Source organism: Pseudotamlana agarivorans, assembly GCF_018860245.1.
Classification (GTDB): Bacteria; Bacteroidota; Bacteroidia; order Flavobacteriales; family Flavobacteriaceae; genus Pseudotamlana; species Pseudotamlana agarivorans_A.
Genome location: NZ_JAHKPD010000014.1, coordinates 22,545 through 40,166 on the forward strand (window position 1 = coordinate 22,545; position 17,622 = coordinate 40,166).

12 protein-coding genes are annotated in these 17,622 nt (G+C 33.8%); 3 read left to right on the plus strand and 9 right to left on the minus strand.

Annotated features, from left to right (window positions below):
• Window positions 1-6: 6 nt before the first annotated feature.
• Together KO493_RS10100 and gcvT are read right to left on the minus strand one after the other, a co-directional pair.
• Window positions 7-921 (minus strand): glutaminase, encoded by a 915-nt coding sequence (locus KO493_RS10100; RefSeq protein WP_216067840.1) that lies wholly within the window; start codon window positions 919-921, stop codon window positions 7-9.
• A gap of 4 nt (window positions 922-925) precedes the next feature.
• Window positions 926-2,005 (minus strand): glycine cleavage system aminomethyltransferase GcvT, encoded by a 1,080-nt coding sequence (gcvT, locus tag KO493_RS10105; RefSeq protein WP_216067842.1) that lies wholly within the window; start codon window positions 2,003-2,005, stop codon window positions 926-928.
• A 345-nt stretch (window positions 2,006-2,350) separates the two neighbouring features.
• On the opposite strand from gcvT, the gene KO493_RS10110 reads away from it, so the two are divergent.
• Both KO493_RS10110 and KO493_RS10115 read left to right on the plus strand, forming a co-directional pair.
• Window positions 2,351-4,033, plus strand: a complete 1,683-nt coding sequence (locus tag KO493_RS10110) for a hybrid sensor histidine kinase/response regulator (RefSeq protein WP_216067843.1) — start codon at window positions 2,351-2,353, stop codon at window positions 4,031-4,033.
• Between the two features lie 161 nt (window positions 4,034-4,194).
• The gene (locus KO493_RS10115; RefSeq protein WP_216067844.1) at window positions 4,195-5,667 is read left to right on the plus strand and encodes a carbohydrate porin; all 1,473 of its coding nucleotides are present in this window, start codon (window positions 4,195-4,197) and stop codon (window positions 5,665-5,667) included.
• A 56-nt stretch (window positions 5,668-5,723) separates the two neighbouring features.
• Here the strand turns inward: KO493_RS10115 and thrC are convergent, their stop codons facing one another.
• From thrC to thrA, 4 genes are all read right to left on the minus strand, one after another.
• Entirely contained in the window at window positions 5,724-7,019 is a 1,296-nt protein-coding gene (thrC, locus tag KO493_RS10120; RefSeq protein WP_216067845.1) for a threonine synthase, read from the minus strand.
• A gap of 216 nt (window positions 7,020-7,235) precedes the next feature.
• Complete coding sequence (locus KO493_RS10125) at window positions 7,236-7,592, minus strand: four helix bundle protein (RefSeq protein WP_216067846.1); 357 nt, start codon at window positions 7,590-7,592, stop codon at window positions 7,236-7,238.
• Window positions 7,593-7,755: 163 nt separating this feature from the next.
• Complete coding sequence (locus tag KO493_RS10130; RefSeq protein ID WP_216067961.1) at window positions 7,756-8,676, minus strand: homoserine kinase; 921 nt, start codon at window positions 8,674-8,676, stop codon at window positions 7,756-7,758.
• An 89-nt stretch (window positions 8,677-8,765) separates the two neighbouring features.
• Window positions 8,766-11,210, minus strand: coding sequence for a bifunctional aspartate kinase/homoserine dehydrogenase I (thrA, locus tag KO493_RS10135; RefSeq protein WP_216067847.1), 2,445 nt, complete (start codon window positions 11,208-11,210; stop codon window positions 8,766-8,768).
• A 343-nt stretch (window positions 11,211-11,553) separates the two neighbouring features.
• On the opposite strand from thrA, the gene KO493_RS10140 reads away from it, so the two are divergent.
• On the plus strand, window positions 11,554-13,122 hold the full coding sequence (locus KO493_RS10140; protein ID WP_216067848.1) for an NAD(P)H-hydrate dehydratase: 1,569 nt from the start codon (window positions 11,554-11,556) through the stop codon (window positions 13,120-13,122).
• Window positions 13,123-13,292: 170 nt separating this feature from the next.
• On the opposite strand, the gene KO493_RS10145 is transcribed toward KO493_RS10140, so the two are convergent.
• From KO493_RS10145 to KO493_RS10155, 3 genes are all read right to left on the minus strand, one after another.
• The gene (locus tag KO493_RS10145) at window positions 13,293-14,666 is read right to left on the minus strand and encodes a TlpA family protein disulfide reductase (RefSeq protein ID WP_216067849.1); all 1,374 of its coding nucleotides are present in this window, start codon (window positions 14,664-14,666) and stop codon (window positions 13,293-13,295) included.
• 165 nt (window positions 14,667-14,831) lie between these two features.
• Window positions 14,832-16,472, minus strand: a complete 1,641-nt coding sequence (locus tag KO493_RS16010; protein WP_216067850.1) for a polysaccharide lyase family 7 protein — start codon at window positions 16,470-16,472, stop codon at window positions 14,832-14,834.
• 224 nt (window positions 16,473-16,696) lie between these two features.
• The gene (locus KO493_RS10155; protein WP_216067851.1) at window positions 16,697-17,551 is read right to left on the minus strand and encodes a substrate-binding domain-containing protein; all 855 of its coding nucleotides are present in this window, start codon (window positions 17,549-17,551) and stop codon (window positions 16,697-16,699) included.
• Window positions 17,552-17,622: the final 71 nt, after the last annotated feature.

Consider the following 17,622-nt stretch of genomic DNA (forward strand, 5'->3'; position numbering starts at 1 on the left):
AGACTTCTAAAAAATAGAAAGTTTGGTTTTGGTAGTAAATTGTTCTAATGCAAGCATGCCCAATCTAGAATTGCCTTTTTTATTCAGGCCTGGAGACCAAACGGTTATCACGAATTTTTCTGGTAAAAGGGCTACAATTCCACCACCAACACCACTTTTGCCAGGCAAACCAACTTCAAAAGCAAATTCGCCAGCTTCATCATAAAAACCACAAGTTAGCATTAACGCATTAATACGTTTTACTTGCTGATTGGTAATATGGACTTTGTTTTGCAAGCATTTTCCTTGATTTACAAATAAATAGAAAGCCTTTGAGAGCTGACTGCAAGTCATTTCTAGAGCACATTGATGAAAGTAGAAATCTAAAACGACATCAACAGAGTTGTTTAAATTGCTGAACGATTTTAAAAGATTGGCCGTAGCATAATTTTTAAAACCCGTAATTTTTTCAGAGTTGGCTACATCTTTATTATAGATAATACTATCATCTCCAGTTAAAGCTTGAATATATTTTAAAAAATCTTCTTTTGGGTTTTGTAAATTTGAAACCAATATATCGGCTATAACTATAGCTCCAGCGTTAATGAATGGATTTCTAGGAATACCGTTTTCAACTTCAATTAAAGATAAATAATTAAAGGGATTTCCACTAGGCTCCACATCTATGCGTTTCCAAATATCCTCTCCAATGAGCGACATGGCTTTAGATAAAGCCAAAACTTTTGATATACTTTGAATTGAAAAAGGTTTTTCAAAATCACCTACACCAAAAGTTTCGCCTTTAGAAGTCCTTAAATGAATACCAAAATTATCACTGTTTATATGAGCCAATTCTGGAATGTAAGATGCCACTATCCCTTTATCTTTTGCTTTAATTGCATCTTGATAAATAGCGTTTATAATGCTCTGATAGTCTAGCATATATTTATTTGTAAAAAGGTAATTTAACAACTGTGGCCGGTATAGCTTTCTTTCTAATTTGTATGTTAATTTTACTATTTACATCTGTAAAAACTGTAGGAACATAACCTAAACCAATTCCTTTTCCAAGGCTAGGGGACATGGTTCCAGAGGATACAACGCCAATTTTATTTCCGTTATCATCAACTATGTCGTATCCTTGACGAGGAATACCTCGTTCATCCATTTCGAAAGCAATTAACTTGCGTTCTGGGCCGTGTTCTTTCTGTGCCTTTAAGGCTTCAGAATTTGTAAAATCTTTAGTGAATTTTGTGATCCAACCTAAACCAGCTTCAATAGGAGATGTAGTATCATCAATATCATTTCCATATAGGCAGTAACCCATTTCTAAGCGTAACGTGTCGCGTGCAGCTAAACCAATTGGCTTAATACCATATTCAGCGCCCGCTTCAAAAACTTTATCCCAAATTTGCTGCGCTTCACTGTTTTTACAATATATTTCAAAACCTCCACTACCAGTGTAACCAGTTGCCGAGATTATCACATTTTCGATTCCAGCAAAATCGCCAACTACAAAATTATAGAATTTGATACCAGCTAAGTCATGACTCGTAATACTTTGCATAGCTTCGATGGCTTTAGGACCTTGAATGGCTAAAAGCGAATAGTCATCACTTAAATTTCTCATGGTCGCTCCAACATCATTTTTAGACTGAATCCATGCCCAATCTTTCTCAATATTACTGGCATTCACCACTAATAAAAAAGTTTCTTCTTTAATTTTATAAATGATTAAATCATCTACAATACCACCATCATCATTTGGCAAACAACTATATTGTGCCTTTCCAATGGTCAATTTTGAAGCATCATTACTTGATACTTTTTGAATTAAAGCTAAAGCATGCTCGCCTTCAACTAAAAATTCACCCATATGAGAAACATCAAAAACACCAACTGCTTTTCTTACGGTTTCGTGTTCTATATTAACGCCTTCATATTGTACTGGCATATGGTATCCTGCAAAAGGAACCATTTTAGCACCAAGGGCTTTGTGAGTTTCTGTTAAGGCTATATTTTTCATCTTATATCTTTTGATTGTTGCACAAAAGTATTGAAATTAATCTGGTTTAAAGTGAGGTCAATTTGTTAAATAGCGTTAAAAAGCACTGGCTGTTTTTATGAAATTAAATTTTAACTAATCGGCTGTTTTTAAGAAGAATGACATGGGTTTTTTAGATTAATAATGAAACACCCTGTTTTTTAGACTAATTAAAAATAAAACAGACAAATTTTTACGGATAACTAAGTAGTTAAAGTTTGCATTTAACATATTGTTATACTTACTTTTGAATATTGCTATCTCTCAATGCTACAAAGACTTCATACACTTAGTTTTAACAATTTAAAACGCAAAACTTTTTTTAAGTTGACGGTATATGTCTATTTGACTGCTATCCTGTTTAATATTTACTATGTATACATAAGTTATCAAAATGGACTAACTGCTTCATTTGTTTTAATTCTGCTACCTCTTATAAGTTTTACTATAAGTGTATATGCTTCTGGTTTTAAGCGTAATTATATTATAGGTCCTTATAGTGTTTTTCTGTCTTTAGGCATTGCAGCTTTGGGGTTAACCTATTTAGAAGGGATCATGTCTGGCTATTATTGGTTTCTATTCGGGTTGCTTTTTTCACTACCATATGTCATTCGAAGAGAGGTTTATTTTAAAAGACACACCAATACGCTTTATTCGATAATGCTTGGGCTGTTAATAGTTACTTTTTTAATTTCTCCAATGTATTCTGAATATTACGAAGACTTAACTAGGGAGCAGGTTCATAATCGCTTCATGTTGAATTCTGTAGTTAATTTCGGGGTTATGATGTTGTTCTCACTTCAAGCATTGAAATATAATAATTCAATTATAAAGAAAATTTCGTTTGATAAGGAGAACGCTGAAAGTGAAAAAGACCGACGCACCCAAGTATTATCTAATTTAGGTCACGAATTGCGAACTCAAATTAATAGTATCAATGGAGTAACTCAGTTAATTTTGGGTGATAATTCTCTTGAAACTAAAAACAAAAGATATTTTGAGATATTAGACCATTGCAACAGTAATATGTTATTGTTAGTTAATGATATGTTAGATGTTCATAAAATGGAATCGGGCCTTTTTGAACTCTCCGACTCACCTAAGTTATTATATGATTTTTTAATAAAAATCACTGTCCCTTTCATAAACAAAGCGGAAGAAAAAAAACTAGAATTACAATCCTTTATAGATCCTAGATTAAAAGGGATTGTTGTAAATATCGATGAAAAACGTATCGCACAGGTAATTTATAATCTGATTTCGAACGCCATAAAATTTACCGAACAGGGTCATATTACTTTTTCAGCTGAAATTATAGATATAAACGACCAGCAAGTTGCTATTCAATTTATGGTGGATGATACGGGAATAGGGATTGCTCCAAAAAACTTATCAAGGGTGTTTGAAAGCTTTCATCAAATAAAAAATGAAAAGGATCCCGTATTTGGAGGTACAGGTTTAGGATTATCTATTTCTCAGTCGATTATAAAAGCAATGAATTCTGAAATAACTATTGAAAGTGTCATAAACAAAGGGACCCGTTTTCAATTTCCATTAACTTTAAATCTAAGCACCTTAACGCTTGATAAACATTCGAAAAGCGAATTTATTACAGATGATTTTAAATTAGATTTAAACATATTGTTAGTTGAAGACAATTTGGTTAGCATGATGTATGCTAAGAAGCTTTTAGAAAAACATGTTTCTAATATAGAAGAAGCCACAAATGGTATTGAAGCCATAGAAAAAGTAAAGGAAAATAAAGCCATTAATATAGTGCTTTTAGACTTAGAGATGCCAAAAATGAATGGTTTTAAAGCGATTGAATACATTAAAAGTATAAGGTCAAATATTTCTGTTATTGCATTTACAGCGAACATTCCAAGTACCGAATTTGTTTCTAAACTGGAAAAGCTTGGTTTTGACGATGTCCTCGCAAAACCTTTTAATAAAGAAACACTTTTTACTGTTTTAAAGAATCAAACAAAAGATGTTGTTAATTTAAACTAGATTGAATTTGATCCTATATATGTTGTAACGGCTATTTTTCGTATTGCTTTTTGGGATATAATTTACCTAATAACTCCCTGATAATCTGTAAGATTATTATTAACATGGCTGTTGAGATTAAAATGATTTCCTCGTATATTTGTTAGAAACCAACCAAACTAATGCGTACAAACATTCCCTCCATAGAAAAAAACGAAAAGTTTTTAAGGAGCCTTACTCTATTATTTTTTCTAACAATTCTAAGCTTTAATGGTTATTCCCAAATTAATTATGAATATGCTAAGAATAAAAAATTCTATCTAGGATCTTATGGCAGAGTCGGTGTCGATTGGTCTTTTGAAAACGGAGGCTCTATAGGCAGACGTCTAAATTTGAACAATATGGGGAGTATTGGTGGTCGACTAGAAGAACAAGATTATTTGGAACTGGTGCCTAATTTAGTCTTTAAACCCCAAAAAGGAGACAGTACAGAAATTCATGTGCAAATTCGTTTAGCAGCATACTCTACAAGTTTAACATCAATAGGGAATACGTCGACTTCTAGTGTTGGAGGATTATCCTTAGCATTACCAGAAATATATGCAGAAGCTCGTAATATACGAGGTTCAGGACTAAATGTTTGGATTGGTTCACGCATGTATCGAGGAGCCGATGTACATATTGCCGACCATTTTTATTTTAATGATCATTCTGGTCAAGGCGCTGGGGTAGAATATAAAAACAGTAGATTATCTGCAATTTTTGTAGCTTCAGTAGATACCACTTCTACTTTACCACCTTATTTTTATCTGAATATAAAAACAGGAACACCAAGTGCAGCATTAAGGCAACGCGCTGTTTTTATTGGTGAACATGATTTTAATATTGATGACGCTAATCGTTTTACCGCACTGGCTGAATACCATCATATGGAAAAAGGTGAAGATAATGCCTTACCCGAAGACGCTGACGACGATTTAGAAGATGCTGTCAATTTTCCTTCAGATTATGGTTATGTGCTTGGTGCTCGATATCACAGGCAATTTAAAAAGCTTAAACCAGGTTCCTTTAATGATTTTACACTCCGTTATGGTGCTGGTATCGCAAATGGGGGAGATGGAGGCCTGTCAAAAACATGGCTTACTTTTGGTGCTCCAGATGAAAACAGTTTACGGTTTAAAAACGCCTATTCTTTGGCATTAGTTAACCATACGGTTTTGAACGTCTCCGATAATTATACCTTTAACGGATATGTTATTTACACTAAAAGTAAGGGAGGATCAGATTTAGATAACTTAGCACCCACATATTTCGAAAAAGAAGTTTATAACCGGAAAACTGATTTCACAATCGGTTCTAGGAATGAATTTTTTCTAACCGATTATTTTCACTTGTTAGCAGAACTGCATTATTCGCAAAGAAAAGATGGTACGAATCCCTATGCTTCTATGGTGAAACTAAGTGTTGCCCCTGTTTTAGTGCCCACTGGTTTACGAGACATTTGGGCACGTCCGCATTTGAGATTCGTGGCCTCGGTAGCACGTTACAATGATTATGCTATGGAAAGTTTGTATTCACCTTATTTGCAATTTTCTGGCGAAAATAGATGGGGGTATTACTTAGGGTTTAAAGCCGAATGGTGGCTTTGGAAATAAAAAACTCGTTTAAAAAATAAATTTCAAACGAGTTATATATTCTGTTAAAGTAACTTCTATTTATTTAAAAGATATGCTTTTAAGTCACTATAATTAGAAACTAAGGTGGCTTCTTTTACTTTCCCCATAACCGATTGAATTTGCTCTGGTAATGGTTGTTTTTCTTTAATTACTACTTCAACAACATCTAAGAATTTTGTTGGATGCGCCGTTTCTAAAAACACACAATGTGCTTTTGGATTTTTTTCTAAATGTGATTTACAACCTAAATATCCAACAGCACCATGAGGATCTGCTACATAATTGTATTTATCATATATTTCTAACATCGCTTCTTTCGTTTCGTCATCCGAAAAACTATAGGAAGACACATTTTCCTTTAAATCTTTAAAGTTGTTTTTATAAATTTCTTGAATTCTAATGAAGTTACTTGGTGCACCAACATCCATGGCATTACTAATAGTTTGCACCGATGGTTTAGGTTCGTATAATTCACTTTGTAAATAACGTGTTACCACATTATTTTCATTGTTAGAAGCCACAAAATGTTTAATAGGCAAACCTAATTTTTGCGCCATCATACCTGCACAAACATTACCAAAGTTTCCACTAGGTACAGAAAACACAATATCATCATGATCGTTATGTAATTGCTTATAAGCAAACATGAAATAAAATAACTGTGGTAACCAACGTGCTACATTAATAGAATTAGCCGATGTTAATTGCATTTTACTAGTCAAGCTTTCGTCTAAAAAGGCTTCTTTAACCATAGCTTGACAATCATCAAAAGTTCCGTTAACTTCTAAGGCTTTAATATTTTGCCCTAGTGTTGTTAATTGTTTTTCTTGAATGTCACTAACTTTTCCGCTAGGGTAGAGTATCACAACATTCACGCCTTTAACACCCAAAAACCCATTTGCTACGGCTCCACCAGTATCTCCAGAGGTTGCTACTAAAACAGTCACTTCATTAGTGTTTTCTTTATTGAAATAACCTAAGCAACGCGCCATAAAACGGGCTCCCACATCTTTAAATGCCATGGTTGGCCCATGAAACAACTCTAAAGTTGAAATGTATTCATTGAGTTTTACAACAGGAAAATCGAACGATAATGTTTCTTCAACAATGGTTTTTAAAACACTTTCAGGAATTTCAGGAGAAACAAATTGTTTAATCGCTTCAAACGCAATTTCAGAATGCGATAAATTATCAATGTTATCGAAAAAAGACTTAGGCAGCGGCGTAATACTTTCAGGAAAGTAAAGGCCTTTATCTGGTGCTAATCCTTTAACAACAGCATTTTCAAAAGTCGTGTTGGGTGCTTTATGATTAAGTGAGTAATAGTTCATTGTTTTGAAATTGACCGAAGACCGTTTAAGGAAGACGGGGGATTGTTGATATTTAATTATTGACCGAAGACCGATGACGGGGCATTGTTTTCGTTTAGCTATTGACCGAAGACCGATGACGGAAGACGGAATATTGTTTACGTTTCAGTTGAAAAGTATATTCTTTATGTTTTATAAAACTAATTATCATATTAATAAATGTAAACGTTTCTGTTGTTAATTTATATTTTTTCTAAAGGCACTCATCATATTCATAAGATGATAAGATTCATCGTATAAATAGGTAAATTGTTTTTCTGTAATATAATTTTTTCTTTTTGCTTTGAATAAACAAGTTACAACTTCTGCTAAAGAACGTATAGAATAGCCTATAAATTTCTTCTGCTCAAGATTTGATTGTCCTATAGAACCTTCAGATATATTTAAGGCTATTGAATCTGATGCTCTACAAATTTGAGAAGACAAGTTAAACTTTTCTCTATCAGGGAATTCTAAGGAAAGTTTATCAATAACTTCCCCGAAATCCATGGCCTTTTGCCAAATTATAAGTTTTTCAAATTTGAATTTGTCCATTTTTAATTTTTTGACCGGTGACCCAATGACCGAAGACGGAAGATTGTTTCCGTATCGAGCCGTATGTTTTTCATAAATATTCAACTTTCACCCGTCACACGTCTTTTGTCATTACCTTTTCCCATAAGAGTAAGCGCTCCTGTCAGCCGTCACCCGTCTTCCGTCATACTATTTTAACGCCACTCGTATTAATCTTCGACACGTGAATATCAAAAGTAATACCTGTTTTCGAATAAATACGTTCCATGGCTTCTTTGACTTTGTTAGCGGTTTCTAATCCTTTATTTACTGAAAAAATTGAAGGTCCAGACCCTGAAATACCACAACCTAAAGCTCCAGCGTTTAAAACAGCTTCTTTAACTTCATTAAAATATGGAATTAACTTACTTCTATGCGGTTCTACAATGACATCATGTAAGGAATCTTTAATTAGATCGTAATCTGAAGTATGTAATGCATGCACCAAACTACCCACATTAGCCCATTGTGTAATGGCATCAGCTAAAGCCACTTCTTTAGGTAAAATTGCTCTAGATTCTGAGGTTTTAATTTCTATTTGCGGATGAATAATTGTTGCGTAAATATCATCTGGTGACGGAATTTCTAAAATTTGTAATGGTTTTATGCTTTTCACTAAAGTAAAACCACCAAAAAGAGCAGGAGCAAGGTTATCGGCATGTTCACATTTACTCGCTAAGGCCTCACCCTTTATAGCAAATTCAGTAAGTTGTGTTTTATTAAACGGACGCCCAATAAGCTCATTCATTCCAAAAACGCTACCAACTGCACTAGCCGCGCTACTTCCAATTCCACTACCTGGTTTTATGTTTTTATAAATTTCAATTTCGAATCCGAAATCCACATCAATAGCATCATACATGGCTAAAGCAGAAACTCCTGCCACGTTCAATTCCGCTTCATGCGGTAAATCAAAGCCTTCAATTCGAGTTATATGAATGCCTTTTTTCTCAACCTTTCTTATCACCATGTCGTCTCCAACGCTATCCAGGCAAAAACCTAAAACATCGAATCCACAAGCCACATTAGCCACGGTTGCAGGAGAAAATACTTTTATTTCATTCATGCTATCTATTAAATAATTTTCGGCTGCACTTGAACAGAAACTAGAATTTTTTTCGTGTAACATATTCTTAATTTTTATAGCCTTTAATACTATTCATTCCCAATTCTAATAATATCAGCAAATAATCCTGAAGCAGTCACATCGGCTCCAGCACCAGCACCTTTAATAATCATAGGTTGTTTTGGGTAGCGTTGCGTGTAGAACATCACAATATTATCGCTTCCTTCTAGGTTATAAAAAGGATGGCCTTCAGGAATTTCCTGTAAACTTACGCTAGCTTTCCCATTGTCAAATGAAGCTACATATTTTAACTGGCAATTGTTCGCTTTCGCGGAAGCATATAAAGCTTGATAATGGGCTTCATCTTTTACTAAAGTCTCGTAGAAATCCTCAACAGAATCACTTTTTAAACCTGATTCAGATAAAAAAGATTTGTTATCGATGTCTTCTAAATTCATCTCCACACCACTTTCTCTACCAAGAATTAAAATCTTACGTGCCACATCAACACCACTTAAATCAATTCTTGGATCAGGCTCTGTATACCCTTCAGCACCAGCTTGTTTTACAACATCATAAAACTTAGTAGTATCGTTGAAATTATTAAAAACAAAGTTTAAACTTCCAGATAATACCGCTTGGATAGAATTGATTTTATCACCTGAAGCTACCAAGTTATTGAGCGTATCTATAATAGGTAAGCCAGCACCAACATTTGTTTCAAATAATAACGGTGCATTATATTTTAATGATAAACGTTTTAGTAATTTATAGTTTTCAAAATCACTAGAACAAGCAATTTTATTACAAGCTACCACACCAATACTTTCTCTTAAATACTGAGCGTATAAATCGGCTACATTTTTATTAGCAGTCACATCTACAAAGATGCTATTACGTAGGTTTAAATCTTTGGTTTTTTCAAAAAAGCCTTGTAACGTAGCATCTTCACCATCGTTTAATTGGGCTTTCCAATTATTTAAATTGATGCCATCTTCTTTAAAAAGCATTTTTCTTGAATTTGACAATCCAACAACACGCATTTTAATTTTTAAGTTGTCTTTTAAGAATTTCTTTTGTTGGTGAATTTGCTCTACCAATCGTTCGCCAACATTTCCAACACCAGTAATAAATACGTTAAGTTGTTTTGTGTTCGTTTCAAAAAACTGCTCATGTAAGGTGTTTAAAGCCTTCTTAACATCATTTTCGGCAATAACCGCGGTAATATTCTTTTCTGAAGCGCCCTGAGCAATGGCTCTAACGTTCACATTGTTTTTTCCTAAGCTACTAAACATTTTACCGCTTATCCCTTGGTGGTTTTTCATGTTATCACCAACCAGAGCGATGATAGATAAACCAGTTTCAACACTAATAGGTTCAATTTTATTCAGTGCAATTTCATTTTCAAAAACAGCATCAATAGCAATTTTAGCATTTTGTGCATCTTTTTCTTCAACACCTAAACAGATGGAATGCTCAGAAGATGCTTGGGTAATCATGATGATATTAATTTTCTCTTGCGATAAAGTTTCAAACAAACGTTTTGAAAACCCAGGTATACCCACCATACCACTACCTTCTAAGGTCAATAAAGCAATATCACTAATATTACTAATTCCTTTAACAGGCGCAACAGAATTGGTTTCATCATTAGAAATAATTGTTCCAACAGCTTCTGGTTCTAAAGTGTTTTTAATATGGATAGGAATTCCTAAACTTAACACAGGTTGTACCGTTGGTGGATACAAGACTTTTGCACCAAAATGCGATAACTCCATAGCTTCTTGATATGAAATTTTATCGATAGGGTAGGCTTGTTTTACCAATTTAGGGTTTGTAGTGTACATACCACTAACGTCTGTCCATATTTCAAGTTGTTCCACTTTCAATGCCGCTGCAATAATAGCGGCTGTAAAATCTGAACCACCACGACCTAAAGTCGTTTGTTCTCCAGCTTTAGATTTTGAAATAAACCCAGGAAGAATGGTTATTTTTTGAGGAGCCGATTTAAAATAATCTTGAAAGTTCTTATCTGTTATTTTATAATCAACTTCAGCTTTTGTGAAGTTTGAATTGGTAACGATAAGCTCTTGAGAATTTTTTCTTTCCGAAGAACCACCTCTGTTTTTTATTGTTTCAGCAATAATAAATGAAGATAATAATTCACCAAAACTCACTAATTTATCTGAGGTTTTTGGAGACAATTCGTTTATTAAATAAATTCCTTCCAGTAAACTCTTTAAGCTTTCTAACCGCTCTACAACGTAATTTAAAATGCACTCGTTATTATCAGGGTTTAACTCCTTTACAATTTCGAAGTGTCTTTCTTGGATGCCTTTAAAAGTTTCTAAGAATGCTTGATCCTTGTTTTGCGCTTGTTTTCCGGCTAAAAGCAATTGATCTGTAATCCCACCAACTGCTGAAACTACACAAATTACAGTATCATTTTGACTGTAATTTTCTAATATACTGATAACGCTATTTATGTTTTTTGAAGAACCTACAGAAGTCCCTCCAAATTTTAAAACCTTCATTTTTTAATGAATTGATAATTAAAAATAATAATTGAATTGTTGCGATTGAAAAAATCACAAATATTGTCCGAAGAATATGTAATTAGCAACCCCAAAGGGTTGTAATATTTGTAGTTGTACCAAATGTAGAAACGATTCCTTTTGTTGAAAAGGAATTAATGGCGTTAATATTTTGGCTGAAATGATTCATTATAATTACATAGTACACTTCAAAAGTATTATTTTTAATGTTATAAAAAAACTTTAATAATCTTTTTGCAGTATTCTTATATTGAATCCAGTTTGATTAAAAATAAGTGACAAACCTCAATAAGTACTGAAAAATCCACAATAAAATTTTAAGATGAAAATATTTTCAAAAGCACAAATCTATGCAGGTGATACATTAACTTCCGAAAGGCAAAAAATAAGCTCTATTGAATTAATGGAGCGAGCGGGTGTTCAAATTTTTAATTGGATGCATTTACGTATGCAAGGTGCTCAAGTTCCTATACATATCTTCTGTGGCATTGGTAATAATGGCGGTGACGGATTAGTTATAGCAAGGCATTTGATTATTCATGGCTATAATGTGAAAACCTATATTGTAGATTATAACAACAAGCGTAGTGCCGATTTTTTAGCACATTACGAAAGGTTAAAAGGTGTAACAAAAGCTTGGCCAGAACCTATTCACGATCCTAGTGATTTTCCTGAAATTGCCCCTGAAGACATTATTGTTGATGCTATTTTTGGAATTGGTCTAAACCGCCCTATTAGTAAATGGGTGAAAGATTTGTTCATGCACTTTAGAAAAAGTCAAGCCTTCACATTAGCAGTAGATGTGCCTTCTGGATTGTTTACGGACAAAGCTATTGAAAACGAAAATGATGCCGTTTGGGCTGGATTCACTTTAAGTTTTGCATCACCAAAACTGATATTCTTTTTACCCGAAACAGCAAAATATACCGCACAATGGGAGATCTTAGATATTGGGTTAGATCCTGAATTTCTATTAACCACCGAAACAGATGCCGAACTCATTGGCAAGGCTGAAGTTTTACCAAATTATATACCAAGAGAGCGCTTTTCGCATAAAGGCGATTTCGGACATGCATTAATCATAGGAGGTAGTTACGGCAAGATTGGGGCGGTAACCTTAACTGCTAGGGCTACCTTATCGGTTGGTGCCGGATTGGTAACTACATATATTCCAAAATGTGGCTACACCGCCATGCAAGCTTCTTTTCCAGAAGCTATGGTGATTACCGATAGTCATGAAGAAAAAATAACCAAAATTAATTACAACATTAAACCAACAGTTATAGCGTTTGGAATAGGTGCGGGAACAGAAGGCGAAACCCTTGAAGCTTTAGAGCATTTTTTAAAAGAAAATAAAACGCCTTTAGTTATCGATGCCGATGGCTTAAATATGTTGTCTACAAAAAAGAGCTTATTAAAATATCTTCCAGAAAACACCATTTTAACGCCACACCCGAAAGAATTAGAACGCCTAATTGGAGCTTGGAAAGATGATTTCGAAAAACTTGATAAAGTCAAAGCGTTTACTAAAAAGTATAAAGTAATTTTAATTATTAAAGGCGCTTACAGTATTACTGTTTTTAACGACAAACTGTTTGTGAATTCCACTGGGAATCCTGGGTTAGCAACAGCGGGAAGTGGAGATGTGCTAACAGGTATAATAACGGGTTTACTAGCGCAGGGTTATCACCCTAGTGTAGCGGCGATATTTGGCACATATTTACACGGGAAATCAGCAGATCTTGGCGCTTTAAATTTAGGTTTTCAAAGTTTGATTGCAAGTCATGTTATTGAATACTTAGGTGATGCCTTTTTAGATTTGTTTCTTGAACCAGAACCACCTGCAGTTGAAAAATCACCGGAGCATGAAGAAAAACAAAAAGAAGCTTAACCGATTTAAAAAACGCGAACGAAGCAACAATTTCTTTTGGAGAGATCTATTCTAATGAACAACACTTCTTATAAATCTCATAAAAAAAGCTGTTTTAAAAGTGATATTTCACTTCTAAAACAGCTTTTTGTTAAGTTTGGATGCGACCTTGAACCAAGTTCAGGGTGACCTTATATATTCAATTCAGTAAATAATTCAACTAATTTAGGGTCCGACGGTCTAGGCGCATTAGGATCTACGATATTACCTGCATCATCTATAAGAATAAACCTTGGAATGCCTTGAATTTGGTAATCGGTAACGAATTTTGACTTCCAATCATTATCCGCTAAAACCTGTACACCTTGCAAATTTTCTGTTTCAATCATTTTCTTCCATTTCTCACGATCTGAAACTTTATCAATAGAAAGGCTTACAAACTCAATGTTTTTATCATGGTACTTCTTTTCCAAATCTTTTAGGAAAGGAATTTCACGTTTACATGGTCCGCACCAAGTAGCCCATACATCGATGTATACGAATTTACCTTTTAAATCGTCTAAAGATGTTTTACCGCCTTTGTAGTTTTCATAATCAACAAATTTAGGAGATGGCTTTCCTTTGACTACTGCTGTTAATTGGTTGTATTTTTCTGTGATTACAGAATTATTTTCTTCGTTTGTAGAAATCTCCATAAACGTCTTGTAAAAGGCTTCTACATCTTTAGCGCGAACTATCGTTTGGTTTGCTACATCAAATAAAAAGGTGTTTCTAATAGATTCAGATTCAATACCACGAGCCGTTTTAAAAAAGGCTTCTTCTTGTGTTAAGGAATCCTTCTCAATATAATCCTTAATTTTTACAGCATAATGATCGGCTACAATTTTCTTATAACTAGGCGAAGCGTTATAATCGGCTTCATTCGAGTAATCGAATCCATCGAATTCATTTAAAAAATCGTCAGATACTTTAAAATCTGTGTTTTTCGTGAAATATCCATGCGCTCTTTCATAAACATTTAAACTTCCTAAGTAGTTATAATGCAATTCATTTTCTTCTTGGGCTTTAAAACTTTTAGAAACACCTTTAGCAGCATTTAAAATAGTTGTTAAAGTGTCTTTTATAGCTAATTGCTTTTCTTTATAATCCTTCTCAGACAAAGCATAAAGACTGGCATTCATCCCTAATAACTCACGGGTTTTCTTTAGTTTTTCTGCTAAATAATTGTTTTCAGGAGCACCTTCACCAGTGATTATTAATGAATTTTGAAAATCCTTAGCGTCGTAATTAATATTAAGGTTATAACCAGATTCTAAATGTAAAAAGATTGGGTTTTTACCATCATATAATACATAAGAGCCGTTTTCTACAGTAAGTGTATCCTTGAATGTACCATCGGCCGCAACATTAATGGCCTCAGTAAAGGAACGGTCTTGCGTATTTATAGAAAGTTCAGAAGGTAATTTATTAGTAATTTTCCCAGAAATCAAAATGTAATCTGGTTTTGTTTCTGTTTTACAACTAAAGACAGAAATAGCTAGTGCTAAAATTAGTAGTTTTTTCATTGTTTATTTTGGATTTTGCCAAATGTAATAATTTGATAGAGGCTCATAATTATTTTAAAGTTTTATTAACATTTGATTTCCTGTTTTTTAGAGGGAATTGTAAGTCATAAAAAAAGGCAGATAATAATCAATTATCTGCCTTTTAAAATATAATAGTGTTTCTTTTTATTTTATAATCACGCGCTTATTTATCGATCCGTTTTCACCTGAAAACTTAAAAATATATAATCCAGGAGTTAAGCTTGAAACATCAATTGAGTTTCCTTGAATAGCTTGTTTTACAATCGTTTTCCCCATGATATTAAAAATAGTAACAGTTTCAAACCCATTAGAGTTATTGAAATTAACAATTGTGCTTGCTGGGTTAGGATATAATGAAAATACTTCTAGGTTAGAAATTTCATGCTCCGTGCTTAAAGTTAAACAATCAGCATTATCACCATAGATTCTAATTTCAGCAATACTAGTCCAACCAGAACCAGCACTGTTTCCATTACCTGTAATTTTCACATAACGCGCGTTGTTTCCTGTTAAATCAAAAAGTTGCTCATCATCCACTGTAACTCCAGATGCCGCACTATCTTGATTTAAAATGACATCAGTAAATGAATTACCGTCTTGAGATACAGCAACATCAAAATTTGTTGTTCTAGCATCTGCTTTTAAGAAATACAAACCGATTTCTGTTAAATCACGACTACACTCTAAATCTAATGTAATAGAAACCTCTGGTTCAACACTTGCATTTCCAGTCCAGTAATATCCAGTATCAACGACACCATCATAAGCATAGTGTGGGCTAACATAATCTTTATCTACACCAACCTCAGTACCAACAGCAGTAGCATGAACAATTGTAATTTCGTCGGCCCTAGGCGTTGTGGTTCCTGTAGCAGGAGGATCGACACCACCTACACCATTACCATCTTGTTCTCCATTATGAGTAACACTAAAATCGTATACTACTACTTCTCCATAATTCAAGGCATTAGCATCAAAACTCGCACCCGCTTTTGAAGCATATTCTTGTTCCTTAGATAAGTTAGATTGTGTATAGTTACCAACTTTAAAGTAAGATTGATCGTAATCAATATCCATAACATAATCTCTAGTAGCGATAGCATTACCATCGTCATCTTCATTTGTTGTCACCAGGTATTGAGTCGCATTTCCGTTTTCATAAGCTGTTAATAATCCGCCTGCCTCAGAGTAGTAGCAGTAGTGCTTTCCGTCAATTACTTCAAAAATTACTTCATGCTTAGTACCAAGCGTATAACCTGTTTTTACAGTCACATCTTCTCTTAATTTCCCTCCATTAAATGATAAGAATAAATGATCTCCTTCTAATCTTAACACCATAGCATCATCAATTCCAGCATCTTTATCACCATGAATTTGAGTAGCTACTAAATGGTCTTTGTATGTAGGTAAATGCGTAATAGCCTGTTCTACATAAATAACATGCGTTCCTGCTGTTGTCCAATAAACATCTAAACTGCCATCAGGTAATCTTTCACGTAGTTCCGAACGAATGTAGTTCGAGTTTGCTGTTGAGCCATTGCTGTTATCAATAACAACTTTAAATACGATGCCGTCATCTGTATTATTCACATAATAATAATCTTGATTATCGAAATTACAAAGTGGTTTTTGCTCGGATCCATCGGGTTTAGTGATTTTCCATTGGCTACAATTTCTCATTAAATCCCCTGGAATTGCCTGAGCAAATACATTAGGAGCTGCCATAGAAAGCATCATACTTAGCATAAAAATACGTATGCTTCTTTTTAGTAGGTTTTGTTTCATTTTGTTAGTTTTTGGGTCTTTAGTTTCTGTGTTAAATTGGTTTACCTAACTGGTTTACCAATTATTTGTTTGCGAATTTATATAAAACAACTTAAAAACCCAAAAGTATATGTGTAATTAATCCGGTAAAAAACTTTATTTGAAAGAATTTACCTAAGAACCAAATAGGTAGGCAAATTTTTAATTAATGAATATTTGGTAAGACAGATAATTTAAATAGACACCTAAACAACCGTGGTTAATTTGTTGTGATCTACGATTTCTGGGATAATATCTAATGAAAATAATTGCTTTTGAACTTCCATGACGGCCACTTCATCAATTAAGCCTTGAGACCATTCGGTAAGATTTAACCATTCTTGAACATCTTCAATTTTTTGATTGTAACGATTAGCAATGGTATAATCAATATTAGGAATAGCTTTAAAATCAGCAGTAGTACGGTTAATAATATGGAGAATGGTTTTTAATTCATCTTTATTAGTTTCTATAAAATCTTCACGGGCTGCAATAACAAAGCAAGGCCAGGGGGAAGGACAGTCATCAATTCGCCTAAAGATCTTTTGATCAACCAATGGTTTAGTCATGAATTTCTCCCAAAGAAAGTAATCGGCTTTTCCCTGTGTTAATCCTTTTACGGCACCATTTAAATCATTAATAATTTCAAAATCTAAATCAGTTTTTAAGTCCCATTGGTGGTTTTCAGCATTAACATAAGCCATTAAATGAGAGCCCGAACCATAACGGCTAATCGCCGCTTTCTTACCTTTTAAAGCTTCAATAGTCTTGTAGTTTGATTGTTCTGCCACATGAACTCCCCAAATTAAAGGTGTTTGCACAAAAGTCTGCACAATTTTACTTGGGTTGCCTGCAATGATGTCTTTTATAATACCTTCGGTTAAAATGACTGCAATATCAATATCACCAGACCTGAGTGCTTTACACATGGCTCCTGTACCATCTGGATAATCTTGCCAGCTTAAATTAATACCCTCTTTTTTATACTCACCTTCCTTTAATGTTAAATACCATGCTAAATTAAAGTGTTCTGGAACACCACCAATGCTTACTCTTTTCATAGTCTTTTCTGAAAGGTTATTTACTTGATCGGGTTAAATCTTAAACGAGATGCTTTAAAATCTATAATTAA

Excerpts from the sequence above, each read along its gene's own strand:
- KO493_RS10100 (WP_216067840.1), bottom strand. The coding sequence starts at position 921 with ATGCTAGACTATCAGAGCATTATAAACGCTATTTATCAAGATGCAATT.
- KO493_RS10145 (WP_216067849.1), bottom strand. The coding sequence starts at position 14,666 with ATGAAAAAACTACTAATTTTAGCACTAGCTATTTCTGTCTTTAGTTGT.
- gcvT (WP_216067842.1), bottom strand. The coding sequence starts at position 2,005 with ATGAAAAATATAGCCTTAACAGAAACTCACAAAGCCCTTGGTGCTAAA.
- thrC (WP_216067845.1), bottom strand. The coding sequence starts at position 7,019 with ATGAACTATTACTCACTTAATCATAAAGCACCCAACACGACTTTTGAA.
- KO493_RS16010 (WP_216067850.1), bottom strand. The coding sequence starts at position 16,472 with ATGAAACAAAACCTACTAAAAAGAAGCATACGTATTTTTATGCTAAGT.
- KO493_RS10125 (WP_216067846.1), bottom strand. The coding sequence starts at position 7,592 with ATGGACAAATTCAAATTTGAAAAACTTATAATTTGGCAAAAGGCCATG.
- KO493_RS10140 (WP_216067848.1), top strand. The coding sequence starts at position 11,554 with ATGAAAATATTTTCAAAAGCACAAATCTATGCAGGTGATACATTAACT.
- KO493_RS10115 (WP_216067844.1), top strand. The coding sequence starts at position 4,195 with ATGCGTACAAACATTCCCTCCATAGAAAAAAACGAAAAGTTTTTAAGG.
- KO493_RS10155 (WP_216067851.1), bottom strand. The coding sequence starts at position 17,551 with ATGAAAAGAGTAAGCATTGGTGGTGTTCCAGAACACTTTAATTTAGCA.
- thrA (WP_216067847.1), bottom strand. The coding sequence starts at position 11,210 with ATGAAGGTTTTAAAATTTGGAGGGACTTCTGTAGGTTCTTCAAAAAAC.
- KO493_RS10130 (WP_216067961.1), bottom strand. The coding sequence starts at position 8,676 with ATGAATGAAATAAAAGTATTTTCTCCTGCAACCGTGGCTAATGTGGCT.